The organism is Actinomycetospora chlora (assembly GCF_039542135.1).
Classification (GTDB): Bacteria; Actinomycetota; Actinomycetes; order Mycobacteriales; family Pseudonocardiaceae; genus Actinomycetospora; species Actinomycetospora chlora.
The window spans coordinates 36,363-62,947 of the sequence record NZ_BAABHO010000004.1 but is presented as its reverse complement, the minus strand read 5'-3'; the positions used below and the strand labels follow the sequence as shown (position 1 = coordinate 62,947).

Genomic DNA, 26,585 nt, shown 5'->3' with positions numbered 1-26,585 from the left:
GAACACTGGGGAGCGGAGCGGGTCGACCAGGAGCCCGTGGAGCGCCGACCCCCCCGAGGTGACGACGATGGACGCCCCGACGACGTGCCCCTGCTGCGGGGTCGTGGTCATGCCCCGCGAGATGTCCTACGACTTCGACGGCGAGACGATCGCGTCGCTGACGCGCGAGGTCGCCTACCTGCGCGCGACCGTCGCCCGGCTGCGCGGCGGCCCGGCTCCCGTCGTGCGCCGCGGCCACCTCGACGCGGTCCCCGCCGTCAGCGCCTGACCCCGGCCGGACGGCCGCTCCCCGCCCCGGCGGCGCGCAGACGCGCGACCGCCGTGGCCGGGTCGAGGGCCGGGCCCGACCAGCGGACGACCACGCCGTCGACCGCGTCCCTCGCGCCGGCCACGAGGTCGGCGGCCAGCGCGAGCCCCGTCCGCGCGGCCTCGGGCCCGTCGCCCGCCGCGCGCATCGTGTCGACCACGGCGTCCGGCACGACGACGTCGGGGACCTCGTGGCGCAGGTGCTCGGCGTGCCGGTAGCCGGTCAGCGCCCCCACCGAGGCGAGCACCGGCACCGCGTGCCCGGCCGCGCGCAGGGCGTCGACGATCGCGCCGAGCCGGTCGAGCTCGAACACCGGGCGGGAGACGAGGAACTCCGCCCCGGCCGCGACCTTGGCCAGCGCCCGCTCGATCTCGTGGGCGAGGTCGTCGGAGCCGGGGGTGAAGCGCGCGCCCAGCCGGAACGCGGTGGCCTCCCCGAGCTCGACGCCGTCGGCGTCGACGCCGCGGTTGAGTCCGGCGGCGAGCTCGAGCAGCTCCGGCCCGTCGACCTCCCACACGCCGTCGCGCACCGCCTGCTCGGCGTGCACGGGCGGGTTGCCGGTCTCGCACACGAGCGTGCGCAGGCCCAGCGCGTGCAGGCCGAGCAGGTCGGCCTGCAGGGCGAGCAGGCTCGTCTGCCAGCTCGTGACCGTCAGCGCGGTGTCGACCTCGACGCGGTCGTGCAGGTGCCGGGCGAGCCCCGCGGGCGTCGTGGTGCCACGGCGGGTCCGGGGGCGGCTGACCCAGAGCACGCCGGCCCCGCCCGCGACGGCCCGGCGGGCGCGCGCCAGGTGCTCGTCGGGCGTGCCGGCGCCGGCGACCTCGGCGGCGACGAGGAAGTCCCGCCGCCGCAGCCAGCGGTCCACCGCCCCGCGTCCCGGGCCGGGGCCGTCCTCGTCGTGGGGCGCCGGCTCGGCCACGGGCCCGACGACCCGGACCGGCCCGGTCGGGAGGCTCTCCACCGGCTCGCCGCGGTGGCCCGACCACGCGTCGTGGGTGGTCAGGGCGGTGGCCGCGGCCGCGATGTCCTGCGGGGTCGTGCCGCAGCAGCCGCCGACGAGCCGCGCCCCGGCCTCGACGTAGCGCAGCACGTAGCGCGCGAAGTGCTCGGCGTCGCCCGCGAAGCGCACGCTGCGGTCGGCGACCACGTGCGGCAGCCCGGCGTTGGGCTGCGCCGACAGCGGCGGTCCGTCGGTCGGCCCCATCCGGCGCACGACGTCGAGCAGGCCCTGCGGCCCGAGCGTGCAGTTGCTGCCCACGGCGACGACCCCGGCGTCGGCCAGGCGCGCGACGACGTCGGCCGGCGACTCCCCGGTGGCGGTCAGCGGCGTGCCGTCCTCGTCGACGAACGTGGCCTGGGCGACGACGGGCAGGTCGCTCACCTCGCGCACGGCGCGGACCGCGGCGACGAGCTCGTCGGCCCGGCTGAAGGTCTCCAGCAGCACGACGTCGACGCCGCCCTCGGCGAGGGCCTCGACCTGCTCCCGCACGGCCGCGGCGGCGCGGGCGGCGTCCACGGGCGTCCCCTGGCCGGGCGGGGTGGCCGGCGACACCGAGCCGGCGACCCACGCCGGGCGCCCGGCGCCGTCCCGGGCCGCGGCGGCCAGGCGGGCCCCGGCCAGGTTGATCTCGTGGGTGCGGCGGGCGAGCCCGTGACGCTCGAGGCGCGGGCGCGAGGCGCCGAACGTGTGGGTCTGCAGGACGTCCGCGCCCGCGGCGAGGTAGCGCTCGTGCAGGGCGGTGACGAGCTCCGGGGCCACCACGCAGAGCTCGACGCCGGGGCCCTCGACGCGGCCGCCGCTGGCCCGCGCGAGGGTGCCCATGGCGCCGTCGCAGAGCAGCACGCGGCGCGCCAGCGCGTCGGCGAACGCCTCGCTCACGTCTCCATCTCCCCGAGGATCTCCAGCGCGACCTGGGCGGCGAGGCGGTCCCGGTGGTTGTCGAGGCGCAGGCCGCTCTGCTCCTCGGCGCGGCGCAGCCGGTAGCCGACGGTGTTGGGGTGGACGTTGAGCGCCCGCGCGACGCGCTGCGGGCTGCCGTCCTCGAGGAAGTAGCGGGCGAGCGTCCGCAGGAGCTCGGTGGTGCGCTCGGAGCGGTCGGTCGCGAGCCGGCCCAGCACCTCGCGGGCGAAGGCGCGGGCGGCCTCGGGGTCCGGGATCTGGAGCAGCAGGCGGTGCACGCCGAGGTCGTCGAAGCGCAGCACCCGGCCCGCCCGGCCCAGGCGGCGGGCGGCCTGCAGGGTGCGGCGGGCCTGGTCGTAGGAGCGGGCGATCTCCTGCGCCGCGCCGACGGGTCCGCCGACGGCGACGGTCACCGGCCAGCGCGCGTCCGGGTCGGGCACCCGGCCCCGCGCCAGGCGCCGGGCGCACGCCGCCCCGACGGCGACGGGGTCGGCCGGCTCGGGCACGACGGCGACGGTCTCGGTGTCCCGGACGACGGTCAGCGCGCCGGGCGCGGCGGCGACCAGGTGCTCCTCGGCCTCGCCGAGCAGGCTCGCGGGGCCCGCGCCGTAGGCGTCGTCGTCGTCCGGGGAGACGACCACGACCCGGTGGGCGACGCCGGCGTCGAACCCGACGTGCTCGGCCCACTGCGCGGCCTGGTCGGCGTCGCGGGCGCGGTCGAGCAGCAGTCCCGAGACGAGGTCGCCGCGCACCTGCCCGGTCGCGGCGGCGAGCACGCGGTCGCGGCCGGCGAGCACCCCGACGACGGTCGCGGCGTGCTCGGCGACCAGCAGCAGGACGTCGTCGCCCGCGAGGGCGTCCGGCCGGTCCCGGGCCGCGGTGTCCTCCTCGGCCAGCAGGAACGCCGGCACCTCCCGCCCGAGCAGCACCGGCGCCACCACCTGCACGCGCGTGCCCGCGCCCGGCACCCGCAGCGCGCGGGCCGCCCCGGCGGCCACCTCGAGGGCGCGCGACCAGGCACCGTCGTGGGCGTCGGCGAGCACCCGCGCGGCGACCTCGGCGGCCCCGAGCCCCAGCGCCGCGGCGTCGAGCACCTCGCGGTGCGGGCCGACGACGGCGGCGAGCACCCCGAGCTCGCCGGCCATCACCGCTGCCACCGCCTGCGCGTCGGCCGACGGGGCGGCGACGAGGCCCGAGAGCCGGCGGTAGAGCGCGACCAGCCCGCGGGGGCCGCCCGCGTCCGGGCGCGGCACGGCCCCACCCGTCCCGGGCTGCCGCGTCGTCGTCACCCGCCCAGTCTCCCCCGCGCCGCGGTGCAACGCCCGGATCGTCGTCACCCCGGACGGGTCGGCGTCCCGCGCGCGAGACATGATCGGGGCATGCCCGATCGCGCGCCACGCATCGCCGTCGTCTTCTACTCCGCGACGGGCAACGTCGCGAAGCTCGCCGAGTCGCTCGCCGAGGGCGCCCGGGAGGCGGGGGCCGAGACCCGGGTGCGCCCGGTCGCGGAGCGCGCGCCCGTCGAGGCGATCGAGGCCAACCGGCGGTGGAAGGCCTGGGTCGAGGACAACCCGTACGACACCGTCGCCTCGCTCGACGACCTCGAGTGGGCCGACGGTCTCGCGCTGGGCAGCCCCACCCGCTTCGGCAACAGCGCCGAGCAGCTCAAGGCGTTCCTCGACACCACCGGCGGGCTGTGGGCGCAGGGCAAGCTCGCGGGCCTGGTCGGCACGTCGTTCACCAGCGCCTCGACGGGGCACGGCGGCCTGGAGGCCACGATCCTGTCGATGAACAACGTGCTCTACCACTGGGGCGCGCTCGTGATGCCGCTCGGCTACGCCGCCGACCCGTCGCTGATGTCGTCGGGCAACCCGTACGGCGCGTCGTGGGTGTCGCGGAAGTCGGCGGCCCCCGACGACGGTGCGCTGCAGGCCGCCCGCGTCCAGGGCACCCGTCTGGCGCAGGTCGCGGCCAAGCTCATCGCCTGACCACGGCGCCCTGGGGCACGATCGGCGGCGTGCTGGAGGCGTACGCGGACGCGGCCGAGACGGTCGCCGGGCTGGTGGGGCGGATCCCGGACGACGCGTGGGAGCGCCCCGGGCTCGGGGAGTGGGACGTGCGGGCGCTGGTCGGGCACACCAGCCGCGCGTTCGTCACCGTGCTGACGTACCTGGAGCGCCCAGCCGAACGTGAGGACGTCGACTCGCCCGAGGCGTACTACGCGCTGCTGCCGGCCTCGTCGGGCGGCGGCGTCGACCAGGCGGCGGTGGCCCAGCGCGGGCGCGACGCCGGCGCGGCGCTCGGGGACGACCCGGCGGCGACGTTCGCCGACCTCGCGCACCGCGCCGTCGCGGCCGCGCGCGCCGCCGACCCGGACTCGGTCATCACCACCATCGCGGGCGGGATGCGCGTCGCGTCCTACCTGCCGACGCGCACCGTCGAGCTCGTGGTCCACGGCCACGACGTCGCGGCGGCGACCGGCCTCGACGTGGCGTTCCCCGAGGCCGTGACCGCCGACGTGGCGGCCCTGCTCGCCCGCGTGGCGGTCCGGCAGGGCCAGGGCTCCCTGCTCCTCCCGGCCCTCACCGGCCGCGCCCCCCTGCCCCCGGACTTCTCGGTCGTCTGACCCCCACGTGCGTGATCTTCGGAGCTATAGCTCCGAAGATCACGCACGAGCCGTCAGCGGCGGGTCCAGGTGCAGTCGCCGGAGAAGTGGACGGCCTGGTCGGAACTCCGCACGGTCATGGTGGAGGGGCCGGTGATCGCGTCGTTGGCGATGATCGCGGAGAACTCGCCGGACGTGTCCCGGAGCCGTTCCCAGTAGCAGGAGCCCCCCGATCCGTCGGTGCGGTAGGTGCCGGCGGCGAGCTCGCTCCCGACCAGGTAGGTCCCGTTCCCGAACGGCCCGTTGACGGACGGCATCGCCGACGTCGTCGCCGGCGCCGCCGCCGAGTAGCTCGGGTAGCTGGAGGAGCTCGACGAGGAGGACGAGTAGCTCGGTGTGCCCGACCGCGAGGACACCGCGTTGCTGAACGCCGACGCCCACAACATGCAGATGAGCAGGCCGACCGCGCCGAGGATCGCCCCTGCGGTGCCGAGGCCCCGTCCCTGTCCGCGCGGGATCCGGTTGAGGCCGACGAGCGACAGCACCAGACCGAGCGGGCTGAGCACCCACGAGACGATGCCGAGGATCGGGATCAGGGCGAGCACGGCGCCGACGAGGGCCACGACGAACCCGCCGGTCGCGAGCCCACCGTTCGGGCGCGGAGGCGGCGGCAGGTAGGGCTGCTGCGGCGCGGGCGGCGGTGCGAACGACGAGCTCATGGCGGTGATCCCCCCGACGAGGCGGCGCGGGCCGGCGACTCCGGCGCGCTCGGAGATCTCTCGCGCACTGCTCACACGGCGTTAACCCCTCGTCCGAGCGCTCCCTCAGCTTTCGCTCGAACGGGCTAGCGAGGGGCCTCCGACCCTCGTGAGTGATCCGGGTCGTCACCACGACCCGGATCACTCACCTGCCGAGCATCACCCGGCCGAGCCCACCGCGGCGACGGCGTCGTCGAAGCGCGCGGCGAGGTCGAGGTCGATCGCCGTGACGACCTCCTGCTTCTCGTTGCGCGCCCGCACCGTCAGGGAGGTGGGCGTGCGCTCCACGATCCGCAGCCGCTGGCCCGTGTCGCGCTCGACGCCGCGCATCCGGTCCAGGAGCAGGTCGAGGTGCTCCGAGGGCAGCGAGACGGTGCGCTGGATGCCGGAGAGGTCGCCCGACCACTCGGTGAGCTCGCGGCCCAGCACGCGCTCGAGCTCGTCGGACTCCACCGGCTGCGGGCGGCCCTGCGCGCCCTCGGAGGCGGCGTCGGGCGGCAGGGTCGGGCCGGTGCCCCGCAGCTCGGCGGGCAGCACGCGGGCGATGCGGTCACCGAGGTCGCTGTCCTCCGCCGCCAGCTGCCCGGTGACGGCGGTCAGCGCGTAGCGGGCGCGTTCGGGGGTCCAGCCGGTGCGGCGGACCACGGCGTCGACGAGCGCCGCGTCCGTCGAGGCGCCGCCCCGGCTCGGGTGGTCCACCCCGGACTCCTGCTCGAGCAGGTTCGGGACCGCCGCGGCGAGGGCACGGCGGTCGTCGTCGGACAGGTGATCGGCCAGCGTGGCGAGCACGGCGTCGGCGGCGCGGCGGGCGTCGTCGTTGTCGAAGCCACCTCGGGTGGCCACCCCCGCGAGGAACTCCTGGTATCGCATGGGTCGGGGCCTACCCGACGATCCGCCCGGGCACGCCCGCCGATCAGCAGAACGCCGACGGGGTGGCGACCTCCCCGGTCCACACGTACGCGAGCAGGGCCGGACGCTCGCCGGTGGTCATCGCGTGCGGCTGCCACGACGCGTGGTGCACGACGACGCCGGCGGGCCGCACGCCCTCCAGCCAGCCGATGGTCGCGCCCGGCAGGTAGAACTCCTCGGCGGGGTGGTGGTGCGGCGGGTAGTGCAGGTGCGGCCCGAGCAGCAGGAGCCCCACCGCGACGTCGTCCCCCTCGGCGAGCGTGGCGTGCGCGTAGCCGTCGAGGAAGCCCGCCGACGGCGGCTCCCGCACGTACGACGGGGTCTGCGTCCAGCGCGCGCCCGCCGCGAGGGGATCGACGACGGCCGCGAAGGCGTCGTCGACCTCCTCCGCGGCCCTGGCCACCGCGGCGTCCCGGTGCGCGAGCACGGGGAACCCCGGCCCGGGCCCGCCGGGTACCGGCGCGGCACGGTTGAGCGCGGCCGCCGCGTCGGCGTGGTCGGCGGCCAGCGCCGACCGCAGCCGGGTGATCAGCGCGTCGAGCACGGACTCAGTCCAGCGCACGGCGCACGAAGCCCTGGATCCCGATCGTCCCGAACAGGACGCAGGAGAACACCAGCGCGAGCAGGCAGATCCACATCGGGAGGTGCGGGACGGCCGGGGTCAGCGCGCCGCGCAGCCCCTCGGAGACGTAGGTGATCGGGTTCAGCGCGCAGATGACCTGGAACCAGCGCAGGTTCCCGAGCTGCAGGAACGGGAACTGCGTCGAGCCCGTGAACAGCAGCGGCGTGATCACCAGCGCGAACACGACGTTGATCTTCCGCGGCGACACCAGCGTGCCCAGGACCAGCCCCGCCGCCCCGCCGGCGAGCGAGCCGAGCACCAGCAGCACGGCCGCGATCGGCAGGCCCGACAACACCCAGTTGACCTCGTCGAGCACGATGTAGCCGACGGGGATCATCACCAGCGAGCCGAACAGGCCCCGCGACGCCCCGAACACGATCTTCTCGACCGCCACCAGCCGCGTGGACAGCGGCGCGAGCAGGCGGTCCTCGATCTCCTTGGTGTACGAGAAGTCGATCACCAGCGGGATCGCCGTGGCCTGCACCGCCACGAAGAAGGCGTTGAGCGCCAGCAGCCCGGGCAGCAGCAGCTGGGCGTAGCCCGGCGTCACGTAGCCGAGCTGGCCCAGCACCACGCCGAACACGAAGAGCAGGAAGAACGGCTGCATCAGCACCTGGCTGATGAAGCTGCCGAACTCCTTGCCGGTGACCGCGAGGTCGCGACCCAGCACGCCGAGGAACGCGCGGCCCTGGCTCGGGCCGACCCGCGCCGGAGCACTCACCGCAGCCCCCTCCCCGTGAGATCGATGAACACGTCCTCCAGGGTCGGCTCACCGAGCTCGACCTGCGAGACGGTCGCCCCGGCCTCGGCCACCGTGCCCAGCACCGGCGCCAGGGCGGCGCCGGCCTCGCCGTCGACGCTGACCCGCAGGTGGGTGGCGTCGGCGCCGTCGGCGGTGAGGTCCTCCACGCCGGCGACGCCGCGGCGGGCACCGAGGCGCCCGCGCAGCGCCTCGACGTCCGCGCCGGTGAGCACCAGGTCGATCGTCGCCTCGCCAGGCAGCCCCGCCACCAGCGCCGACGGGGTGTCGAGCGCGAGCAGCCGCCCGTGGTCGACGATGCCGACCCTGTCGGCCAGCTTGGCCGCCTCGTCCATGTCGTGGGTGGTGAGCACGACGGTGACGCCGGAGGCCGCCAGCTCGGTGACGCGGTCGTGGACGAACAGCCGCGCCTGCGGGTCGAGCCCCGTCGACGGCTCGTCGAGGAACAGCACCTGCGGGTCGTGCATGAGGCCCCGCGCGATGATCAGGCGCTGGGCCTGGCCGCCGGAGAGCTCGTCGGGGTTCGTCGAGGCCTTCTCCGACAGGCCCATGCGCTCGAGCAGCTCGTCGGCCAGCGCGCGGCGCCGGGCCCGGGGCACGCCGTGGTACGCGGCGTGCCAGACGAGGTTGCCCCGCGCGTCGAGCGAGCGGTCGAGGTTGGGCCGCTGCGGCACGACCCCCAGCACCGCCCGGGCCCCCACCGGGTCGGCCGTGACGTCGATGCCCGCCACCGTCGCCAGCCCCGCCGTCTTGGTGACGCGCGTGGTGAGGATGCCGACCGTGGTGGTCTTGCCCGCGCCGTTCGGGCCGAGCAGGCCGAACACCTCGCCGCGGCGCACCGCGAAGCTCAGCCCGTCCACGGCGGCCGTCCGGCTGCGCCCGTAGCGCTTGACGAGGTCGCGCACCTCGACCGCCGGCGCCGTGCCGTCGGTGCGGTCGCGCGCCGGCGGCGCGGCGGTCTGCGTGCTCACCCGTGTCCTTTCCGGCCGCCGACCCCTGCGGCGGACGCCCGATCGACGCTACGCCGGGGGGTCCGACAGCCTTCTTGTTCATTTCCGACCGTGCTCCCTCGACATTGGTCGAGGTCAAGCGTCGGCCGGGGGCACCGGCACGTGCACCAGCCGCGGCCCCGGCCCGGCGAGCCCGCGGCGCACGGCCGCGCGGAGCTCGTCGACGGTGCCGACGCTCTCGGCGGGGACGCCGTAGGCCTGGGCCAGCGCGAGGTGGTCGATCGCGGGCAGGTCCAGGCCCGGCACCTTCGGCGTCTGCTCCCGCGCGGCGAACCACTTGAGGATCGCGTACTCCCTGTTGTCGAGCACGATGATCGTCACCGGCACCTGCAGCGACGCCGCGGTCGCCAGGGCCTGCACGGAGTACTGCAGCGAGCCGTCGCCGATCGTCGCGACCACCGGGCGCGACGGGTCGGCCAGGGCGACGCCGACGGCCGCGGGCAGCCCGAAGCCCAGGCCGCCCGAGGCCGTGAAGTAGGAGCTGCCCGGGCGGTCGATCGGCAGCCGCGCCTGCTGCACCGCGCGGTGCGAGGGCGACTCGTTGACCAGCACGCCGCCCTCGGGCCACTCCTGCGCCAGCGTCGCGAACAGCTCCTCGGCCGACACCCGCCCCTCGCCGCCCGGCGTCGGCGCCCCGAGCTCCTCCCGCGCGGGCGGTGTCACGCGGTCGGCAGGCCCCGGTCCGACGCGGTCGAGCAGGGCCCGCACGGTGAGGGTGGGGTCGGCGACGACGGCGTCACCCATCGGCGCGCGGGCGGCCTGGTCGGCGTCGGCCGTGACCTGCAGCAGCCGGGTCCCGGCGGGCAGGAACGCGCCGGGCACGTAGGGGTAGTAGCGGAACACCGCGGCGCCGAGCACGAGCACGACGTCGTAGGCGGCGAGCGCCTTCGCCACCGGGTCGATGGCCATGGGCAGCGGCCCGCGGAACAGCCGGTGGCCCGTCGGGAAGCCGACACGGCCCTCGACGGGCGGGGAGTGCACGGCGGCGCCGAGGCGCTCGGCGAGCGCGACGGCGTCGTGGAAGCCGCCGGTGGCGTCGACGTCGCCACCGACGACCAGGGCCGGCGCGCGGGCGCCGTCGAGGGCCTCGACGAGCACGTCGAGCCCGGCCGGGTCGGGCGCGGCACGCTGGTGCACCCGCCGCGCGGTGACCAGGTCGACGGCCTCGGTGACCGGGTCGATCTCGGCGCCCCAGTCGTCCATCGGGATCGAGACGAACACCGGGCCCCACGGCGGGCTGGTCGCGGCGTGCACCGCCCGGGCCAGCACGGCGGGCACGTCGGCCGGCCGGGCGGGCTCGAGGGAGAGCTTGACGGCGGGCCGCGGCAGGACCGTGGCGTCCGGGTTGGTGAGCAGCGCCTCGAGGTTGAGCATCGGGCGCACCTGCTGGCCGGCCGTGACCACGAGCGGGGCTCCGTTGGCCGCCGCGTTGACCAGCGCGCCGACCGCGTTGCCCAGCCCGGGCGCGGTGTGCAGGTTGACCAGGGCAGGCCGCCCGGTGGCCTGGGCGTAGCCGTCGGCGATGCCCACCACCGCGGCCTCCTGCAGGCCGAGCACGTAGCGGAAGTCGTCGGGGAGCTCGGAGAGCATCGGGAGCTCCGTGGAGCCCGGGTTGCCGAACACGGTCGTCATCCCGTGGGCCCGGAAGACCTCGAGCGAGGCCTCCCGCACCGTGCGTCCGCTCCCCATGCCCGCGCCCTCCCGTCGTCGACGTCGTCGTCGTGCGACGGCGGGGGTACCCCGGCCGCCGAGGACCATCCCGGTGGGGGGGCTCCGGGACGGCGCTCGGCGGTCAGCGAGGTCGGTGGAGACGCGAGACGCGGATGTGCACGTCGCGCAGCCCGTCGTCGTCGAACTCGCGCCGCATCTCCTCGGCGCGGAGCGTGGCTTCGACCCCTTCGTAAGGGCCGTGGGCGTCGAGCTCGCCGGTCTCCGGGTCGAACACCAGCACGACGTAGCCGTCGCACTCGTCCAGATCCGCAGCCGCGGCGAGCAGGGCCGCCGACCGATCGTTCAGCACGCTGATCACCTCCACCTCGTGCATCGCCACCATGCGGCCCGGTGTGACACCTCGGGGCGAAGTTGGCTCGTTCGGGTCACGAACACCAGCCGTCGGCGTGTCGCGCTTCCACCGGAACGGAGCCGTTGACGCGCGATCGCCGGGCGCACCCGTCCGCGGGTGGTTACGGTGCCGCCGTGGCCGCCGACGTGCCCCTGCCCGCCCGGGATCTCTCCGCCGAGGTCGTGCCGTTCGTGCTCGACGTGCCCGAGGAACAACTCGCTGACCTGCGGGAACGCCTGCGCCGGGTGCGCCTGCCCGAGCCGGCCACCGACCCGTCGCAGGGCCTGGGGCTCGATGCGGTCACCGAGCTCTGCCGGGCCTGGCTCGAGGAGCACGACTGGCGCCGCGTGGAGGACGAGCTCAACCGCCGCGGCGGTTTCCGCACCGCGATCGACGGTCTCGGCGTCCACTTCCTGCACGTACGGTCACCAAGAAGTGACGCACAGCCACTGATCGTCACCCACGGGTGGCCCGGGTCGGTGATCGAGTTCCTCGACGTCCTGGACGCCCTCACCGACCCCGGCGACGACTCCCTGCCGGCCTTCCACGTGGTCGCCCCGTCGCTGCCGGGCTACGGGTTCAGCGACAAGCCGACCGGTCCCGGCTGGGGGGTCGAGCGCATCGCCGACGCCTGGGCCGAGCTGATGGGCCGCCTCGGCTACGACCGCTTCCTCGCCCAGGGCGGCGACTGGGGCGCGATGATCACGACGGCGCTGGCCGTCCGGCACCCCGACCGTGTGGCGATGATGCACACGACGATGCCGCGCGCCCGCCGTCCCGAGGGCTTCGACGACGACCGGCTCGACGCCACCGAGCGTGGGTGGCGGGAGCAGGCCGAGGAGTTCCGGCGCACGGGTGCGGGCTACTCCGCCCAGCAGCGCACCCGCCCGCAGACGCTCGGCTACGGCCTCGTCGACTCCCCCGCCGGGCAGCTCGCGTGGATCGCCGAGAAGTTCGTCGTCTGGACCGACGGCGACGGCTTCGGCGGCGTGCCCCGCGACCGCGTGCTCGACAACGCGACGATCTACTGGCTGACCGCGTCCGGGGCGTCCTCGGCGCGGCTGTACTGGGAGAGCTTCGGCGGCATCGACGTCACCTCGCCGGTCACCGTCCCCAGCGCGGTGTCGGTGTTCCCGGCCGAGATGGACAAGGTCCCCCGCGCCTGGGTCGAGTCCCGCTACGTCGACCTGCGGTACTGGAACGTGCTCCCGACCGGCGGGCACTTCGCCTCGCTCGAGGTGCCGGGCGACTTCGTCGACGAGCTCCGGGCCGCCTTCGCCCTCGCCCCCTGATCCGCAGCGAACGGCCTATCGGCGTGCTCCGTTGAATTCGCCGCTTGTAGGCGTCCGATGTCCCCGTTGATCACGGGATGACGACGATCTTCCCGACGTACCCGGAGGCCGCGAACTCCTCCTGCGCCGCGTGGATGTCCGCGAGCGCGTAGCGCGCCGCGATCCGCGGACGGATGCGTCCCGCGACGGCGTCGGCGACGAGCTCGGCGAAGTGGGTCCGGGTGTGCATCGACGACCCGACGAGGCTGATGTTGTGCAGGTAGAGCCGGCGCAGGTCGAGGTCCACGCTGTAGCCACCGACCGCCCCGGCGATCACCCACCGGCCGCCGTCGCGGTTCCGGTCGAGCAGGGCCGGCAGCAGCGGTCCGCCGACGACGTCGACGACGGCGTCGAGCGGTGCGCCCGCGGCGTCCGCGACCGCGTCGGCGACCGCGCCCGGCTCGGGGCCGCGCAGCACGACCTCCGCGGCGCCGGCCTCCCGCAGCGCCTCCTCCTTGCCCGGCGCGGTCAGCGCCACGACGCGCGCGCCCCGGGCGGCCGCGAGCTGCACGGCCGCGAGCCCCACGCCGCCCGAGGCCCCGGTGACCAGCACCGTCTCGCCCGCCGTGACGCGTCCGCGCGCGAGCATCCCGGCCGCGGTGCCGTAGGCGATCGGGAGGCAGGCGAGCTCCTCGTCGGACAGCGGTGAGGCGCCGACGTCGTGAGCGCGCGCGTCGAGGCACACGACGTACTGCGCGAAGCCGCCGTCGGCCTCGCTGCCCAGCAGGCCGACCGGGCCGGCGTCGGGGCCGTCGCCCTCGTAGAACGCGTTGTCGACGACGACCCGCCGGCCCTCGCGCGCGGGATCGACGCCCTCGCCCACGGCGGCGATCTCGCCGGCGATGTCGCCACCCTGGATGCGCGGGAAGGTGATCGGCCCACGCCAGCCGGAGAGCGCGTCCGGGTCGCCGGGCAGCCCGTAGGCGCCCTGCCGGGTCCAGAGATCGGTGTTGTTCAGCGCGGCCGCCGTCACCCGCACCAGCACCTCGCCGGCCCCGGGGTGCGGCACCGGCACCGTCCGCAGCTCGAGCGCCTCCGGCCCGCCGTGCCGTGTCAGCACGGCCGCGTCCATCGTCTCCGGGATCATGCCCACCTCCGACTACACTGGTCTGTGAAGTCCGACCGTAGGTTCACAGACCTGTGAAGGCAACCATGACGACGCTCACCCCCGGCGCCCGGCGCATCCTCGACGTCGCCTCGGAGCTCTTCTACGCCCACGGCATCCACGCGGTCGGGGTGGACACGATCGCGGCCGAGTCCGGCGTCACGAAGCGGACGCTCTACGACCGCTTCGGCTCGAAGGACGAGCTCGTCGCCGCCTACCTGCGGGCGCGCGACGAGCGCTGGCGCGCGCGGGTCACCGCCGCGGTCGAGGCCGCCGACGACCCGATCGGGCGGGTCCTGGCGCCGTTCGCCGTCCTCGAGGAGTGGACCGCCGAGAGCGACCGCGGCTGCGCCTTCGTCAACGCCTTCGCCGAGCTCGACGACCCCGCGCACCCGGGCCGCGCCGTGATCGCCGACGAGAAGCACTGGCTGGAGGAGCTGTTCGCCGCGGAGCTGGCGCGGGCCGGGATCGACGACGCCGACCTCGCCCTGCACCTGCTGCTGCTCCACGAGGGGGCCCTGGTGACCTACGCCGTCGCCGAGCGGCCCGCCGCGCTGCGGATCGCCCGCGAGGGTGCGCTGCGCGCATGTGAGCAGAAATCGGTGCCGGAGCACTGATTTCTGCTCACCTGCCGAAGGCACCCAGCGGGTCGGCGCGGGTCAGGTCCGGGTCGTCGGCGCGGAACGTGCGGGCCCGGCCGGGTCCGGTCGTCGCCGTCTCGAAGCGGACGGTGACGCGGCCGTGCCCGCTGCCCTGCACCCAGCCGTGGCCGTGCGCGGGGTGGGCGACGTCGTCGCCGGTGCGCCACTCGCGTCCCCGCGCGGGCTCGGTCTCCGGCTCCGGGTCGGGCAGGGTCGGCGTCTCGACCACCGGCGCCGGCGTCCCCGGGAACAGCGCCTCCTGCACGGCGGTGGTCAGCCCGGCGAACGAGACGCCGACGAGCCGCACGCCGGCGTCCGGCAGGGCGGCGACGGCGAGGCGCTGGGCGGTGTCGGTGAGCGTCGCGAGGTCGGTGGTGGCGTCGGCGTGGGTCTCCGAGCGGCTCGTCGTCCCGAACGAGGCGCTGCGGATCTTGACGGTCACGGTCCGCGCCGCGCGGTGCGACGCCAGCAGGCGCCGGTGCGCGCCCTCGGCCAGCTCGGCGACGGCCGTGCGGACCGCGCCGAGGTCGGAGAGGTCGGCGTCGAACGTCGTCTCGGCGCTGACCTGCTTGGCCTCGCCGCGCTCCACCAGCGGGCGGTCGTCCACCCCGCGGGCGAGCCGGTGCAGCCCGGTGCCGACCGCGGAGCCGAGCAGGGCGGTCACCTCGCCGGTGTCGAGGGCCGCGAGCTTCGCGACGGTGTCGACCCCGGCCCGGTGCAGGGTGGCCTCGGCGACCGGCCCGATGCCCCACAGCGCCCGCACCGGCAGCGGGTCGAGCAGCGCGCGCTCGCCGCCCTGCGGCACGACGAACACCCCGTCCGGCTTGGCCCGCCCCGACCCGATCTTGGCGACCTGCTTGCCCGACCCCGCCCCCACCGACACCGCCAGCCCCGTGACCTCGCGGACCTCCGCGCGCAGCCGCTCGGCGAACGCCCGCACGTCGTCGGCGTCCGCGTCGGCGAGCGCCTCGGGCTCGGCGAACGTCTCGTCGTAGGCGATCTGCTCGAGCACCGGCGCCCACGCCCGCACGACGCCGAAGAACCGTTCCGAGAGCACCCGGTACAGCGCGGTGCGCGGCGGCAGCGCCACGGCCTGCGGGCACAGCCGGCGCGCCTGGCCCATCGGCATCGCCGACCGTGCCCCGCACGCCTTCGCCTCGCCGCTCGCGCCGGCGACGATCCCCCGCGGGCCGAGCCCGCCGACCAGCACCGGGCGCCCGCGCAGCGTGGGGCGGGTGAGCTGCTCGGCCGACGCGAAGAACGAGTCGAGGTCGAGGTGCAGGACCCAGCGGGGCACGCGTTCAGGATGCCCGCAGCGACCACAGCTCGTCCGGGTGCCCGAGCACCGCGACGGCCCCGGCCGCCCGCAGCTCAGCCGCCGACGCGCCGCCCCACGCGACCCCGACCGGCCGCAGGCCGTGCGCGGCGGCGGCCTCCAGGTCGGCCGGCGCGTCCCCGAGCATCACCGCACCCGGCTCGGCGTCGGTGATCCCGAGACCGAGCAGGGCCTCCCCGACCACCGCCGCCTTGCCGCCGTAGCGCCCGTCGATCCCCCGGCCGGCGACGCTGGCGAAGCACGGCGCGAGCCCGAGGTCGTCGAGCACCCGGCGGGCGCTGCGCACCGGCGCCGACGTCGCCACGGCCAGCGGCACCCCGGCCCGGCCGAGCGCCTCCACGAGCGCGACGACGCCCGGCGCGGCCCGCGGCGTGCCGGGCACGGTGAGCGTGCCGTCGAGGTCGAACACGACGGCCGGGAACGGGGGCGCCACGGACGGGAGTGTCCACGGTTGCCGCGGGGAGCGGTTGGCTACCCGCGACCCATGGGTTACGACGTCACGCAGGTGCAGAAGACGCTCGCCGGATTCCAGTACCCGGGCGGTCCGCAGGAGCTCGCCGACCACGCGAGCCAGAACGGGGCGGACGACCAGCTGGTCGACACCCTGAAGGGCCTCGACAAGGAGCAGTTCGACGGCCCGAACGCCGTCATGGCGAAGCTCAGCGAGGCCGGGGTGCTCGGCCGCAGCTGACCGTCCCGGACGAACGAACGGCGAGCTCGCTGCCTCGGTAGCAGCGAGCTCGCCGTTCGTTTTCCACGGGTCCGCGCGTCCGGGCGAGCGGCGCCCTCCGGATGGCCGTGTCAGTGCGGGAGCGTCGGGAGCCCCCGCTGGACCATCTCGCGCGCGCCCTCGATCGTCCCGTCGCCGACCCACGTGTTCGGGTCGAGCTGCGAGACGTTCCAGCCGCCCGGGCGCACGCGGGTGGAGTACAGGAACGTGTCCTTGTTCTCCACCCACTGGATCTCGTAGTCGATCGGCTGGGCCCCGCGCGTGCTCCACCGCCAGGCGGCACCGGACCCGCGCGACGTCTCGTTCAGCTCGACGCCGTCCACCTCGATGGCCATGCCCACCCCTTCCGGCCCGCGATGAGCCGATCGGAGCATCAATCTACCGGCCGTCCGGGCGGCTCGGCGCGAACTCTCAGGCGACCGAGCGAGGCGCCCAGCCCTCCCGGGTGAGGGCCCCGACGATGCGCAGGGCGTCCGGGCGGTGCCGTTCGGACCGGTGGGTCGTCCAGCTCCACTGCTCGCACTCGGCGTGCAGCAGGTGGGCGACGACGGTGACGGCGTGCTCGCGGTCGTCCGGCGCGATGTCCGCCGGTCGGGCCTGGCCGCGGGGGCGCAGCAGTGCGGCGAGGGGTGAATGGGCGGGGACGGCACTCATGACGACCTCCCTGCGGTGGCCGGGATCGGCACCCGGGCGGCGCGCGGCGGCGTCGGCGCGTCCTGACCACCCGAGGGTGACCGGCCGTCGCACCGGGGGAAACGGCGCGGGGACGCGGGCCACACCCCGGCGACCGGGACGTTCACCACAGCTCGCGGCACCCGTCGGACCCCGCCCGGCCCGGCATGATGTCCGCCATGGCCACAGCGAGGGAGCCGGCGGCCGGCTGGACGGTGGAGCTCGACACGACCCCGGGGCGGCGGCAGTCGCAGGAGGAGTTCCTCCTGCGCCACCCCGACGGGACCGAGGAGCGGATCACCCTCCACGACTACGGGCGCGTGTACTCGGTGCCCGGGCTCTACGAGGAGGTCGTGCAGCACCGCCTCGAGTGCGCCTCCCCCGCCACGGTCGCCGGTGCCCTCGTCGAGGCCGCCACCGCCGAGGGCCGCGCGCCGGGCGAGCTGCGCGCGTTCGACCTCGGTGCGGGCAACGGCGTGGTCGGCGAGGAGCTGGCCGCGCGGGGCGTCACGGTCGTCGCCGGCGCCGACGAAGTGCCCGAGGCCCGCGACGCGGCACACCGCGACCGTCCCGGCCTCTACGACCACTACCTCGTCGGCGAGCGCCTCGACGTCGCGGAGGTGCAGCGGCTCGTCCGCGAGGAGCGGCTGACCGCCCTCGTCGCCGCCGGCGCGGTCGGCGAGGGCCACGTGCCCGTCGACGCCCTCGCTCAGCTGTGGGACGCGTTCCCGCCGGGCTCGTTCCTCGCGCTGACCCTCGCGGGCGCCGACGACGGGCGCGACGTCACCGACGTCGAGGCGATGGTGGCCGCGACGGCGGACGGCGAGCACCCGTCGCGGACGCTCGTGCGCCGGCGCTTCCGGCACCGCGTGAGCATGGCCGGGACGGAGCTGTTCTACCTCGTCCTCGTCGCCGTCAAGGACTAGTCGCGGACGACGGTCAGCCGCGGCCGGATCGACGGCGGCGCGACGGCCGGCCGGCTGGGCTGGGGGCCCGGGCGGCCGGCGGGGTGCGGGCCGGTCGGGCGGGGACGCGAGCGGCGGGGCCGCGCGCTGCCGACGAGTCCCACGAGCTCGTTGACGAGGTCGTCGGCGAGCTGCTCGGACAGCACGCCACCACCGGCGTAGTCGTCGAGCACGTCGATGCCGCGGCGCCACGGACCACCCGCCGGCGCCTGCGCATCGTCGGGTGCACCGACCTCGTCGCTGATCATCAGGGCGGACGTTAGCCCTGGTGACCGAGCATTTTCGCGCTCGGTGATCCCATGGAGTGACCACTCGACCGGAGCCCTCCGGGGCCACGCCGCACATCGGGATCACTCGTCCGACGGCGTGTCGCGTTCGGGCGTGGCGTGTGCGGTTCCTGCTCCGGACGGGTGCGCCCGGCGGCCGGGTGGGCCACGATGATCCGCGTGGAGAATCACACGGCGCGATCCCACCACGTCGCGATCGTCGGTTCCGGACCGTCGGGCTTCTACGCCGCGGCCGCGCTCCTCGACGCGGCCGACTCGGATTCCGGGCTCGACGTGCGGGTGGACATGTACGACCGGCTGGCCACCCCCTGGGGTCTCGTGCGCGCGGGCGTCGCGCCGGACCACCCGAAGATCAAGTCGGTGAGCTCGCAGTACGACAAGACCGCCGAGCGCGAGGGCTTCCGCTTCTTCGGGCACGTCAGCCTCGGGGAGGACGTGACCCGCGACGAGCTGCTCGAGCGCTACGACGCGATCGTCTACGCGGTCGGCTCGCAGACCGAGCGCCGGCTGGGCATCCCCGGGGAGGACCTGCCCGGCAGCATCGCCTCGGTCGACTTCGTCGGCTGGTACAACGGCCACCCGGACTTCGTCGACCTCGCCCCGCCGCTCGACACCGAGCGGGCCGTGGTGATCGGCGCCGGGAACGTCGCCCTCGACGTCGCCCGCATGCTGCTGCTGCCCGAGGCCGACCTGCGGGCCACCGACACCGCCGACCACGCGCTCGACGCCCTGGTCGGCTCGGGCGTGCGCGAGGCGCTGATCTGCGGGCGCCGCGGGCCGCGCGAGGCCGCGTTCACCACCACCGAGCTGCGCGAGCTCGCCGACATCGACGACCTCGCGGTCGTCGTCGACCCCGAGCAGGTTCCGGCGGGCATCGCCGACGACGACACCCTGCCCAAGGGCACCCGGCGCAACCTCGACATCCTGCGCGGGTTCGCCGAGAACGGCCCGGACCCCGACGCGGGGCACCGCATGGAGTTCCGCTTCTACCGCTCGCCGGTGGAGATCCGTGGCGACGGGAAGGTCGAGGAGATCGTCCTCGGCATCAACCGGCTCGAGACCGGCGAGGACGGGCGCACCCGCGCGGTCGACACCGGCGAGCGCGAGACGGTGCCGACCGGGCTGGTGCTGCGTGCCGTGGGCTACAAGGGCCTGGCGCTGCCCGACGTCCCGTTCGACGAGTCGTCGGGCACGGTGCCGCACACCGAGGGCCGCATCGACGGTGACGAGCACACCCGCGAGTACGTCGTCGGGTGGATCAAGCGCGGGCCCACCGGGATCATCGGCACCAACAAGAAGGACGCCAACGAGACCGTCCGGCACGTGCTGGCCGACCTCGCCGAGCGGGAGCCGATCGAGCACGCCGACGACATCGAGGCGTGGCTGCGCGACCGCTGCCCCGACCTCGTCGACCAGGCCGGGTGGCGGGCCATCGACGAGCACGAGCGCGGCCGCGGCGAGCCCCACGGCCGCCCACGCGTCAAGGTCGTCAGCCGCGACGAGCTGATCAAGCTCTCCCGCCCCTGACTCCACGTGCGTGATCTTCTGAGCTATGGCTCAGAAGATCACGCACGTAGACCGGGTCAGGCGACCTCGATGCGGCACTCCGCGACGGCCTCGGGGGTCGCGAGGAGGGTCGAGACGTAGACGCCGACGTGGTGGCGGATCTCGGCGTCGAGGTCGCCGAGCCGGCGCAGGAACACCCCGCCGACGCCGCGGGTGCGCACGTCGGCGTCGATGTCCTCGGGCCGGATCGGGTCGACGTCGATCTCCACCGCCCCGGTCGCCGCGCGGCCGGTGAGCCCGACGCGCACGACGAGGTCGACCTCGGCCGGGATGCGGCGCGAGCCGACGGTGACCGTGACGTCGAGGGAGACCGGCGCGCACACCACCACCCGGGTCAGCCCGTCCCGCCAGGCGGTCAGCCGCCCGACGGTGCCGGTGGCCGAAGCGGTGGCCATGTCGTGCGGTCCGGCGGGCACCGGCCCGAACTCGACGGTGGTGCCGATGAGGCCCGCGATGACGCGGACCGCGCGCTGCGGGGTGGCGACGGAGAGGACCGTGTCGAGGTCGAGGCCGTGCGCGGCGGCCTGCTCCTCGGCGATCTCGCGGCCTTCGTCGAGGGCGGCCATCAGCTCGCCGTCTCGAGTTCGCCCGCCGACTCCACGGCGAACGGCGGAGTGGACGTACCCGCGAGCCGATAGCGGCCCCAGGGGTCGACGTCCGAGAGCTCGCCGTCCGCACTGCCGACGGCGGTGGTGACACGCGCGGGGCGCTTCTTCCCGCCGAGGGCGGCGTCGAGGTCGGCGTGGGCGGCGACGCGCCCGTACCAGTGGTACCGGCCGTCGAGGGGCTCGAAGTGCCCGACGAGCGTGACGTCGACGGCGTACTCGGTACCGTCGACCTCGAGGATGGCCGGACCGGTCCAGCCGTCCTCTTCGTGGTCGTGCCCGTGATCGTGCTCGGGTGCTGCCTCTGGCGTCATCGCTCGGGGCTCCTCACTGCTCGATCGGTACTCGCTCCGGTGCCGGTGCGGCCGCCTGCTCGACCGTCTCCGGGCCGGGGCACAGGGCCCCGGTCACCGCCCGCCCGCAACTGGACGACCTTGTTGATCTCGAGCGGGACGTTGGGGTCGATCGTGACGCCGTGCTGGCGGGCGAAGCCGTCGATCGCCGCCCACACGAGCATCGTCAGGTACTCGGTGACGCTCTCCCGGCTCATCGACTGCCGGTCGAGCCACCACTCCGCGGTGTTCTGGACGAAGCCGACGACGCCGTAGGCCCACGGTTCGGCCGGCCCCGAGTCGAGCCCGAAGGCCCGCAGGTAGTCGCCGAGCATCGCCGACAGCGCGGTGGCGATGATCTCCTTGTCCTCGCGGACGACGTCCTGCCCGCGGCCGTCGATCGGCGTGTGCCGGGCGAGGACCCAGTAGAGGTTGGGGTACTCCTGGAGCGTCCCGAAGAAGGCGTCGATCGACTTGCGGATGCGCGGCAGCGGCGCTTCCTCGCTGTTCAGCGCGGGGATCAGCCGGTCGAGGAGGATCTCCGTCGCCCGCTCGCCCATCGCCTCGACGAGGTCGGCCTTGTCGGAGAAGTGCCGGTAGAGCACCGGCTTGGTGACGCCGGCCTCGACCGCGACCTGCTCGATCCCGAAGTCCGGTCCGACGTCGCCGAGCACGTGCATCGCGGCCTCGACGAACTCCGCCCGCCGCTGCGCGCGGTGCTTCTCCCACCGGGTGCGACGCCCGTCACGCGGAGGGGCGTTCCCGGGGCGGTTCGGCTTGACGTCGTCCGGCACGGGCCGCACGCTACCACTGGTTACAGTTACCAGCGGTAAGACGTACACCAGGTGCGGGTTACCGGATGTACGGGTCAGTTCCGGCGAGCAGGAGGACACCCCGAGATGAGCGCCCCCACGGCCGAGCGTCAGACCGCCGACCGTCACCAGACGGCGGAGCGTCTCCTCAAGTCGTCCGCGAAGAAGTCCTACGACCCCGCCGTCGACATCGACTGGGACGCGCCGCTGGTCGAGGGCGGGATCTGGGTGCCGGAGCACCGCGTGTCGCTGTACGGCACCGAGCTCTGGGAGCGGATGACGCCCGAGCAGCGCGTCGAACTGGGCAAGCACGAGGCGTGCAGCGTCGCCTCGGTGGGCCTGTGGTTCGAGGTCCTGCTCATGCAGCGCCTGCTCAAGGACTTCTACGCCGAGGACCCCACCACCCCGCGGGCGCAGTACGCGCTCACCGAGGTGGCCGACGAGTGCCGGCACTCGCAGATGTTCGCCCGCATGGTGCGCACCGCCGGGGTCGAGCCCTACGGGCCGCAGGAGTCGATCCGCCAGCTCGGCAAGCTGTTCTCGGTGGTCAGCTGGGGGCCGGCCGCCTACGGCGCCATCCTCGTCGCCGAGGAGGTGCTCGACCGGCTGCAGCGCGAGCAGGCGAACGACGAGCGCATCCAGCCGCTGATGCGCCAGGTCAACCGCATCCACATCATGGAGGAGGCGCGCCACGTCTCCTTCGCCCGCGACGAGGTCACCCGCGGGATGGCGCAGCTCTCGCGCACCGAGAAGGCCTACCAGCAGTTCATCATCGCCTACATCTCGATGTTCGTGGTGCGCAGCCTGATCAACCCCAAGGTGTACGCGTCGGTGGGCATCGACCCCGCCGTGGGTCGCCGCGCCGCGCTGGGGAATCCCCACCACCGGGAGATGATCCGGTGGGCCGGCGAGAAGATCATGCCGTTCCTCGACGAGGCGGGGCTGGTCGGGCGGCCGGGCATGACCTGGTGGCGCCGGTCGTTCCTCCTCGGGGAGCCCGGGGACCGCTAAGGAGGACACGTGCAGGAGCGAGTCGACCGCTTCACGGCGCCGGACGGCACGCGGCTGCGGGTCGGGGACGCGGGTGACGGCCCCGGCCCGACGCTCGTGCTCGTGCACGGGTGGTCGCAGGACCTGCGCACCTGGGACCGGGTCGTCGACGACCTGCGCCGCACCGGCCTGACGTCGCGGATCGTGCGCTACGACCACCGCGGCCACGGCGGCTCCGACGCCGCGCCGGAGGGCACCGCGACGATCGGCACCGCCGCCGACGACCTCGCGGCGCTGCTCGCCGACCGCGTCCCCGACGGCCCGCTCGTGCTCGCCGGCCACTCCATGGGGGGCATGACGCTCATGGCCCTGGCCGAGCGCCATCCGCGGCTGGTGGCCGAGCGGGTCGTCGGCGTCGCCTTCGTCGCCACGGCGGCCGACGGCATGGACCGCCTGGACCTCGGCATGCCGGGCCGGCGCGGGGAGGTCGTCGGCCGCATCGAGCACGCGCTGGGCCCGCAGGTCGCCCGGCTCGGGCACCGGGCCCCGGCCGGGGAGATCGGTGACGTCGGCCGGGCCGGCGGCGCCCGGCCCCGCGCGCGGGCCACGCTGCTCGCGCCCACCGTGCGCGCGCTGGTCTTCGGTCACCACCCCCGGCGGGCCGACGTGCTCTCGGTCGCCGAGCAGGCGCTGGCCGCCCACCCGCCCACGGTCGCCGCGTTCCGCGCCTCCATCGGCGAGCACCGCCGTCGCGCGGCGCTCGCCGTGCTGGCCGGCACGCCGAGCGTGGTGCTCGTCGGCGACCGCGACCGGCTCTGCCCGCAGCGCCACGCCCGCGCGATCGCCGCGACGCTGCCCGACGCCCGGATCGTGCTGCTGCCCGGCGCCGGCCACATGATCAACCTGGAGCGGGCCGACGAGGTGGCCGCGCACGTCGCGGGCCTGCTCGCCACGCCCGCCGGCCCCATCGACGTCATCCCGCAGGAGGACACCGCCCGTGTCGGCGCCAGAGCCTGAACCAGAGCCCGACCAGCACGTGCACGAGGTCGTCGTCGTCGGCTCCGGGTTCTCCGGCCTCGGGCAGCTGCTCGCCCTGCGGCGGGCCGGGATCCACGACGTCGTGCTGCTCGAGAAGGCCGACGCCGTCGGCGGCACGTGGCGCGACAACACCTATCCCGGCTGCGCCTGCGACATCCCGTCACACATGTACTCGCTGTCGAGCGACCCGAACCCCGACTGGTCGCGCTCGTACTCGCCGCAGCCGGAGATCCGCGCCTACCTCGAGCGGGTCGCCGCCGAGCACGACCTGCGCGGCCACGTCCGCTTCGGCCAGGAGATGACCGGGGCGACGTGGGACGAGCAGCGCCGCACGTGGACGGTGCACACCCGCGGCGGGACGTCGTGGACGGCACGCTTCCTCGTCTCCGGCGTCGGCGCGCTGCACGTCCCGAAGACCCCCGACCTCCCCGGCGCCGGGACGTTCACGGGCGCGGCCTTCCACTCCGCGCGCTGGGACCACGACGTCGACCTGCGGGGCAAGAAGGTCGCGGTGATCGGCACGGGCGCGAGCGCGGTCCAGTTCGTTCCGCAGATCGCGGGCGTGGCCGCGGAGGTGCAGCTCTACCAGCGGACCCCGGCCTGGGTGCTGCCCAAGGGCGACCGCCCGCTCTCGGACCGGCGGCGGCGCTTCCTGGGCCGCCACCCGCACCTGCACCGCGCCTACCGGGCGGCGATGTACGCGGCGCTGGAGTCGCGGGCGGTCGGCTTCCACGCGAACCCCGCCCTGCTGCGCCCCGTCGAGTGGCTGGCCACGAAGCACATCGAGGCCCACGTCGACGACCCCGCGCTGGTCGCGGCGCTGACCCCGGACTACTCGATCGGCTGCAAGCGGATCCTGGTCTCCAACGACTACTACCCCGCCCTGGCACGCCCCGACGTCGAGGTGGTCACCGGCGGCGTGCGCGAGGTCCGGGCGTCGTCGATCGTGGACGGCGACGGCACCGAGCGCGACGTCGACGTGATCATCTACGCCACCGGGTTCCACGTCACCGACGCCTACGACGCGCTCGAGATCACCGGCCGCGGCGGGCGGACGCTGCGCGAGGTCTGGGCGCGCGACGGCATGGCCACCCACCTCGGCATGACGGTGTCGGACTTCCCGAACTTCTTCTTCCTGCTCGGCCCGAACACCGGCCTCGGCCACAACTCCGTGGTCTTCATGATCGAGTGCCAGACCCGGTACGTCGCGCAGGCGGTCCGGACGGTCCACGCGACCGGCATGGGCGGGCTCGACGTGCGCGCCGAGGTGCAGCAGCGCTCGAACGCCGCGGTGCAGCACCGCCTGCGCCGGGGCATCTGGACCCGGGGTGGGTGCACGAGCTGGTACCTCGACGCCACCGGCGTCAACCGCACCATCTGGCCCGGCTTCACCGTGCGGTACTGGCTCGAGACCCGCCGCTTCGACCCCGAGGACTTCGAGTTCTTCGGCAGCACCGCCGACGCCGCCCAGGACGCTCCGATCGACGCGGGGACCGACGCAGGAACGGTCCGGGCCGCGACCCCGGTGGGCTGACCCGCCCGGCCCTAGGCTCGGCGACCGTGCCGCCCTCACGCCGGATCGCCCGCCCGCTGGTGGCCGCAGGGGCGGTGTTCCGCGACGCGCGCGGCCGGGTGCTGCTGGTGCACCCGACCTACAAGCCCGGCTGGGAAGTGCCCGGGGGCGTCGTCGAGCCCGGCGAGTCGCCGGCGGTCGCGTGCCGCCGCGAGCTGCGCGAGGAGCTCGGCCTCGACCGTGCGCCCGGTCCCCTGCTCAGCGTCGACTGGACCGAGGGCGACGGCCACGACCGGCTGCTCTTCCTCTTCGACGGCGGCGTGCTCGGCGACGACGAGGACCGCATCGTGCTCGGGGCCGACGAGCTCGACCGCTGGGCCTGGGTGGCACCCGCCGACCTCGCGGCACACCTGCCCCCGCCGCTCGCCCGCCGCGTCGGCAGCACCGTCGCCGGCGCCGGGCCGTACCTCGAGCACGGCCTGGCGGTCACGACCGACGCCGGATGAGTCCCTCCTGCACGACGGACGCCACGAGCACGCCCTCCTCGGTGTAGAAGCGGCCGGACGCGAGCCCGCGGCCACCGCCCGCGCTGGGCGACTCCTGGACGTAGAGCAGCCACCGGTCGGCCCGGAACGGCCGGTGGAACCAGACCGCGTGGTCGAGGCTCGCCAGGCTGACCTCGCCGGACGCCGCACCGCCGGTGACGTGCGGGAACACCGCCGCCTCGAGCAGCGTGAGGTCGCTGGCGTAGGTCAGCACGCAGACGTGCAGCAGGCGCCCGGCGGCCGACTCGGGGTCGGGCAGCTCGCCGTCCGCGCGGACCCACACCCGGTTGCACGGGTCGCGGTCCTCCCCGGTGTCCCAGGGCGAGTGGTCGACGTAGCGCACGTCCAGGGGCCAGGTCAGGCGCCGTCCCGTGGTGGTGAACGCCGGGCGGTCGCCGGGCACAGGGGCCATGTCGCGGCGCGGGAAGCCGTCGGGGTCGGGGGTGTCGGGCTTCGGCGCCTGGTGCTCGACGCCCTTCTCCGGCCGCTGGAACGACGCGGACATCGTGAAGATCGTCTCGCCGTGCTGGACGGCGGTGACGCGGCGCGTGGTGAAGGAGCGGCCGTCGCGGGTGCGGTCGACCTCGTACACGATCGGCGCGAACGGGTCGCCGGGCCGCAGGAAGTACCCGTGCAGCGAGTGCACCCCGCGGTCGTCGTCGACGGTCCGCCCCGCGGCGACCATCGCCTGACCGGCCACCTGACCGCCGAACACCCGCAGCAGCGACTCCCGGGGGCTGCGGCCCCGGAAGATGTCGCGCTCGATGCGCTCGAGGTCGAGCACGTCGTCGACGAGCTCGCGCAGCGCCTGGCCCACACCCACCGCCTCCCGGTCACGGAACCCCGGCCATCGTGCCGCACGACCGGCCCAGCGTGCGGGCGCCGTGACGTCACCGACCGCGAGGGTGGCGGTCATCGCTTCGTGACCCCCGATCGGGTGAGCAACGGGGGGCCGCCATCGACGCGCCGCCGACCGAGTGCTCCGACCGGGACGGCCGGGCCACTCGGCCGATACCGACGCCGACGACGTCAGCACCGCCGAGTTCTCACTCACCGTCACCAAGATGGTGCTTCTGATTTCTCTGCGTAACCGGCCCGTGACCCCCTCGTTGAGACCTGCGACGTCACCCCCGGGGCCCATCAAGTCCGGGTGGTGGCTCCTCGGGGACACGACCGCGTCCCTG

At 75.3% G+C, this 26,585-nt stretch carries 31 protein-coding genes; 12 read left to right on the top strand and 19 right to left on the bottom strand.

Annotation, left to right across the window (positions count from 1 at the left end; all coding sequences use genetic code 11):
• Window positions 1-67: 67 nt before the first annotated feature.
• Window positions 68-268: a hypothetical protein gene (locus tag ABD994_RS03535; protein ID WP_345411022.1), complete on the top strand. Its 201-nt coding sequence runs from the start codon at window positions 68-70 to the stop codon at window positions 266-268.
• On the opposite strand, the gene ABD994_RS03530 is transcribed toward ABD994_RS03535, so the two are convergent.
• Window positions 258-2,186, bottom strand: a complete 1,929-nt coding sequence (locus ABD994_RS03530) for a homocysteine S-methyltransferase family protein (RefSeq protein ID WP_345411021.1) — start codon at window positions 2,184-2,186, stop codon at window positions 258-260. The genes ABD994_RS03535 and ABD994_RS03530 overlap by 11 nt on opposite strands.
• On the bottom strand, window positions 2,183-3,496 hold the full coding sequence (locus ABD994_RS03525) for a PucR family transcriptional regulator (protein ID WP_345411020.1): 1,314 nt from the start codon (window positions 3,494-3,496) through the stop codon (window positions 2,183-2,185). Before ABD994_RS03525 ends, ABD994_RS03530 begins: the two co-directional genes overlap by 4 nt.
• A 90-nt stretch (window positions 3,497-3,586) precedes the next feature.
• Between ABD994_RS03525 and wrbA the strand changes: the two genes are divergently transcribed.
• Both wrbA and ABD994_RS03515 read left to right on the top strand, forming a co-directional pair.
• A complete protein-coding gene (gene wrbA, locus ABD994_RS03520; RefSeq protein ID WP_345411019.1) occupies window positions 3,587-4,195 on the top strand; it encodes an NAD(P)H:quinone oxidoreductase in 609 nt (202 codons plus the stop codon).
• Window positions 4,196-4,224: 29 nt separating this feature from the next.
• A complete protein-coding gene (locus ABD994_RS03515; RefSeq protein ID WP_345411018.1) occupies window positions 4,225-4,833 on the top strand; it encodes a maleylpyruvate isomerase family mycothiol-dependent enzyme in 609 nt (202 codons plus the stop codon).
• Between the two features lie 53 nt (window positions 4,834-4,886).
• Here ABD994_RS03515 and ABD994_RS03510 read toward each other — a convergent pair whose 3' ends face one another.
• The 7 genes from ABD994_RS03510 to ABD994_RS03480 form a co-directional block, all read right to left on the bottom strand.
• Window positions 4,887-5,606: an Rv1352/Rv1906c domain-containing protein gene (locus ABD994_RS03510; protein WP_345411017.1), complete on the bottom strand. Its 720-nt coding sequence runs from the start codon at window positions 5,604-5,606 to the stop codon at window positions 4,887-4,889.
• 123 nt (window positions 5,607-5,729) lie between these two features.
• Window positions 5,730-6,440 (bottom strand): DUF2267 domain-containing protein, encoded by a 711-nt coding sequence (locus ABD994_RS03505; protein WP_345411016.1) that lies wholly within the window; start codon window positions 6,438-6,440, stop codon window positions 5,730-5,732.
• Window positions 6,441-6,483: 43 nt separating this feature from the next.
• Window positions 6,484-7,023, bottom strand: a complete 540-nt coding sequence (locus ABD994_RS03500) for a dimethylsulfonioproprionate lyase family protein (protein WP_345411015.1) — start codon at window positions 7,021-7,023, stop codon at window positions 6,484-6,486.
• A 4-nt stretch (window positions 7,024-7,027) separates the two neighbouring features.
• Window positions 7,028-7,822, bottom strand: a complete 795-nt coding sequence (locus ABD994_RS03495) for an ABC transporter permease (protein WP_345411014.1) — start codon at window positions 7,820-7,822, stop codon at window positions 7,028-7,030.
• Window positions 7,819-8,832 carry an ABC transporter ATP-binding protein gene (locus ABD994_RS03490; RefSeq protein ID WP_345411013.1) on the bottom strand — a complete coding sequence of 338 codons (1,014 nt, stop codon included), beginning with the start codon at window positions 8,830-8,832 and terminating at the stop codon, window positions 7,819-7,821. Before ABD994_RS03490 ends, ABD994_RS03495 begins: the two co-directional genes overlap by 4 nt.
• A 114-nt stretch (window positions 8,833-8,946) precedes the next feature.
• On the bottom strand, window positions 8,947-10,560 hold the full coding sequence (gene mdlC, locus ABD994_RS03485) for a benzoylformate decarboxylase (protein ID WP_345411012.1): 1,614 nt from the start codon (window positions 10,558-10,560) through the stop codon (window positions 8,947-8,949).
• 103 nt (window positions 10,561-10,663) lie between these two features.
• Window positions 10,664-10,924, bottom strand: coding sequence for a hypothetical protein (locus ABD994_RS03480; protein WP_345411011.1), 261 nt, complete (start codon window positions 10,922-10,924; stop codon window positions 10,664-10,666).
• 143 nt (window positions 10,925-11,067) lie between these two features.
• Here ABD994_RS03480 and ABD994_RS03475 point away from each other — a divergent pair, with 143 nt between their 5' ends.
• Window positions 11,068-12,225: an epoxide hydrolase family protein gene (locus tag ABD994_RS03475; protein WP_425550011.1), complete on the top strand. Its 1,158-nt coding sequence runs from the start codon at window positions 11,068-11,070 to the stop codon at window positions 12,223-12,225.
• A gap of 70 nt (window positions 12,226-12,295) precedes the next feature.
• Here the strand turns inward: ABD994_RS03475 and ABD994_RS03470 are convergent, their stop codons facing one another.
• The gene (locus ABD994_RS03470; RefSeq protein WP_345411010.1) at window positions 12,296-13,351 is read right to left on the bottom strand and encodes a zinc-binding dehydrogenase; all 1,056 of its coding nucleotides are present in this window, start codon (window positions 13,349-13,351) and stop codon (window positions 12,296-12,298) included.
• A gap of 65 nt (window positions 13,352-13,416) precedes the next feature.
• On the opposite strand from ABD994_RS03470, the gene ABD994_RS03465 reads away from it, so the two are divergent.
• Window positions 13,417-13,986: a TetR/AcrR family transcriptional regulator gene (locus tag ABD994_RS03465; RefSeq protein WP_345411009.1), complete on the top strand. Its 570-nt coding sequence runs from the start codon at window positions 13,417-13,419 to the stop codon at window positions 13,984-13,986.
• 7 nt (window positions 13,987-13,993) lie between these two features.
• Here ABD994_RS03465 and ABD994_RS03460 read toward each other — a convergent pair whose 3' ends face one another.
• Window positions 13,994-15,307 carry a DNA polymerase IV gene (locus ABD994_RS03460; protein WP_345411007.1) on the bottom strand — a complete coding sequence of 438 codons (1,314 nt, stop codon included), beginning with the start codon at window positions 15,305-15,307 and terminating at the stop codon, window positions 13,994-13,996.
• A 4-nt stretch (window positions 15,308-15,311) separates the two neighbouring features.
• Window positions 15,312-15,779 (bottom strand): HAD family hydrolase, encoded by a 468-nt coding sequence (locus tag ABD994_RS03455; protein ID WP_345411005.1) that lies wholly within the window; start codon window positions 15,777-15,779, stop codon window positions 15,312-15,314.
• Between the two features lie 51 nt (window positions 15,780-15,830).
• On the opposite strand from ABD994_RS03455, the gene ABD994_RS03450 reads away from it, so the two are divergent.
• Window positions 15,831-16,037, top strand: coding sequence for a DUF2795 domain-containing protein (locus tag ABD994_RS03450; protein ID WP_345411004.1), 207 nt, complete (start codon window positions 15,831-15,833; stop codon window positions 16,035-16,037).
• A 110-nt stretch (window positions 16,038-16,147) separates the two neighbouring features.
• On the opposite strand, the gene ABD994_RS03445 is transcribed toward ABD994_RS03450, so the two are convergent.
• Entirely contained in the window at window positions 16,148-16,411 is a 264-nt protein-coding gene (locus ABD994_RS03445) for a hypothetical protein (protein WP_345411003.1), read from the bottom strand.
• Window positions 16,412-16,487: 76 nt separating this feature from the next.
• The gene (locus ABD994_RS03440; RefSeq protein ID WP_345411002.1) at window positions 16,488-16,730 is read right to left on the bottom strand and encodes a hypothetical protein; all 243 of its coding nucleotides are present in this window, start codon (window positions 16,728-16,730) and stop codon (window positions 16,488-16,490) included.
• A 197-nt stretch (window positions 16,731-16,927) separates the two neighbouring features.
• On the opposite strand from ABD994_RS03440, the gene ABD994_RS03435 reads away from it, so the two are divergent.
• A complete protein-coding gene (locus ABD994_RS03435; RefSeq protein WP_345411001.1) occupies window positions 16,928-17,674 on the top strand; it encodes a class I SAM-dependent methyltransferase in 747 nt (248 codons plus the stop codon).
• Here the strand turns inward: ABD994_RS03435 and ABD994_RS03430 are convergent.
• The gene (locus ABD994_RS03430; protein ID WP_345410999.1) at window positions 17,671-17,961 is read right to left on the bottom strand and encodes a hypothetical protein; all 291 of its coding nucleotides are present in this window, start codon (window positions 17,959-17,961) and stop codon (window positions 17,671-17,673) included. The two genes, ABD994_RS03435 and ABD994_RS03430, sit on opposite strands and share 4 nt — an antisense overlap.
• Window positions 17,962-18,159: 198 nt before the next feature.
• Here ABD994_RS03430 and ABD994_RS03425 point away from each other — a divergent pair, with 198 nt between their 5' ends.
• Window positions 18,160-19,527: an FAD-dependent oxidoreductase gene (locus ABD994_RS03425; RefSeq protein WP_345410998.1), complete on the top strand. Its 1,368-nt coding sequence runs from the start codon at window positions 18,160-18,162 to the stop codon at window positions 19,525-19,527.
• Window positions 19,528-19,583: 56 nt separating this feature from the next.
• On the opposite strand, the gene ABD994_RS03420 is transcribed toward ABD994_RS03425, so the two are convergent.
• Genes ABD994_RS03420 through ABD994_RS03410 form a run of 3 tightly spaced genes read right to left on the bottom strand, consistent with a single transcriptional unit; the run spans window position 19,584 to window position 21,306 of the window.
• Window positions 19,584-20,132 (bottom strand): hypothetical protein, encoded by a 549-nt coding sequence (locus ABD994_RS03420; protein WP_345410997.1) that lies wholly within the window; start codon window positions 20,130-20,132, stop codon window positions 19,584-19,586.
• The gene (locus tag ABD994_RS03415) at window positions 20,132-20,485 is read right to left on the bottom strand and encodes a DUF4873 domain-containing protein (protein ID WP_345410996.1); all 354 of its coding nucleotides are present in this window, start codon (window positions 20,483-20,485) and stop codon (window positions 20,132-20,134) included. Before ABD994_RS03415 ends, ABD994_RS03420 begins: the two co-directional genes overlap by 1 nt.
• Window positions 20,482-21,306 carry a TetR/AcrR family transcriptional regulator gene (locus tag ABD994_RS03410; RefSeq protein ID WP_425550010.1) on the bottom strand — a complete coding sequence of 275 codons (825 nt, stop codon included), beginning with the start codon at window positions 21,304-21,306 and terminating at the stop codon, window positions 20,482-20,484. The genes ABD994_RS03415 and ABD994_RS03410 overlap by 4 nt, the downstream gene beginning before the upstream one ends.
• A 96-nt stretch (window positions 21,307-21,402) precedes the next feature.
• Between ABD994_RS03410 and ABD994_RS03405 the strand changes: the two genes are divergently transcribed.
• From ABD994_RS03405 to ABD994_RS03390, 4 genes are read left to right on the top strand one after another with little or no spacing between them, the layout of a single operon-like run.
• Window positions 21,403-22,326, top strand: coding sequence for an AurF N-oxygenase family protein (locus ABD994_RS03405; protein WP_345410993.1), 924 nt, complete (start codon window positions 21,403-21,405; stop codon window positions 22,324-22,326).
• Between the two features lie 9 nt (window positions 22,327-22,335).
• On the top strand, window positions 22,336-23,322 hold the full coding sequence (locus ABD994_RS03400; protein WP_345410992.1) for an alpha/beta fold hydrolase: 987 nt from the start codon (window positions 22,336-22,338) through the stop codon (window positions 23,320-23,322).
• Complete coding sequence (locus ABD994_RS03395) at window positions 23,303-24,877, top strand: flavin-containing monooxygenase (RefSeq protein WP_345410991.1); 1,575 nt, start codon at window positions 23,303-23,305, stop codon at window positions 24,875-24,877. The genes ABD994_RS03400 and ABD994_RS03395 overlap by 20 nt, the downstream gene beginning before the upstream one ends.
• 26 nt (window positions 24,878-24,903) lie before the next feature.
• Window positions 24,904-25,362, top strand: coding sequence for an NUDIX domain-containing protein (locus tag ABD994_RS03390; RefSeq protein ID WP_345410990.1), 459 nt, complete (start codon window positions 24,904-24,906; stop codon window positions 25,360-25,362).
• Here ABD994_RS03390 and ABD994_RS03385 read toward each other — a convergent pair.
• On the bottom strand, window positions 25,343-26,317 hold the full coding sequence (locus ABD994_RS03385) for an acyl-CoA thioesterase (protein ID WP_345410989.1): 975 nt from the start codon (window positions 26,315-26,317) through the stop codon (window positions 25,343-25,345). The genes ABD994_RS03390 and ABD994_RS03385 overlap by 20 nt on opposite strands.
• Between the last annotated feature and the right edge of the window lie 268 nt (window positions 26,318-26,585).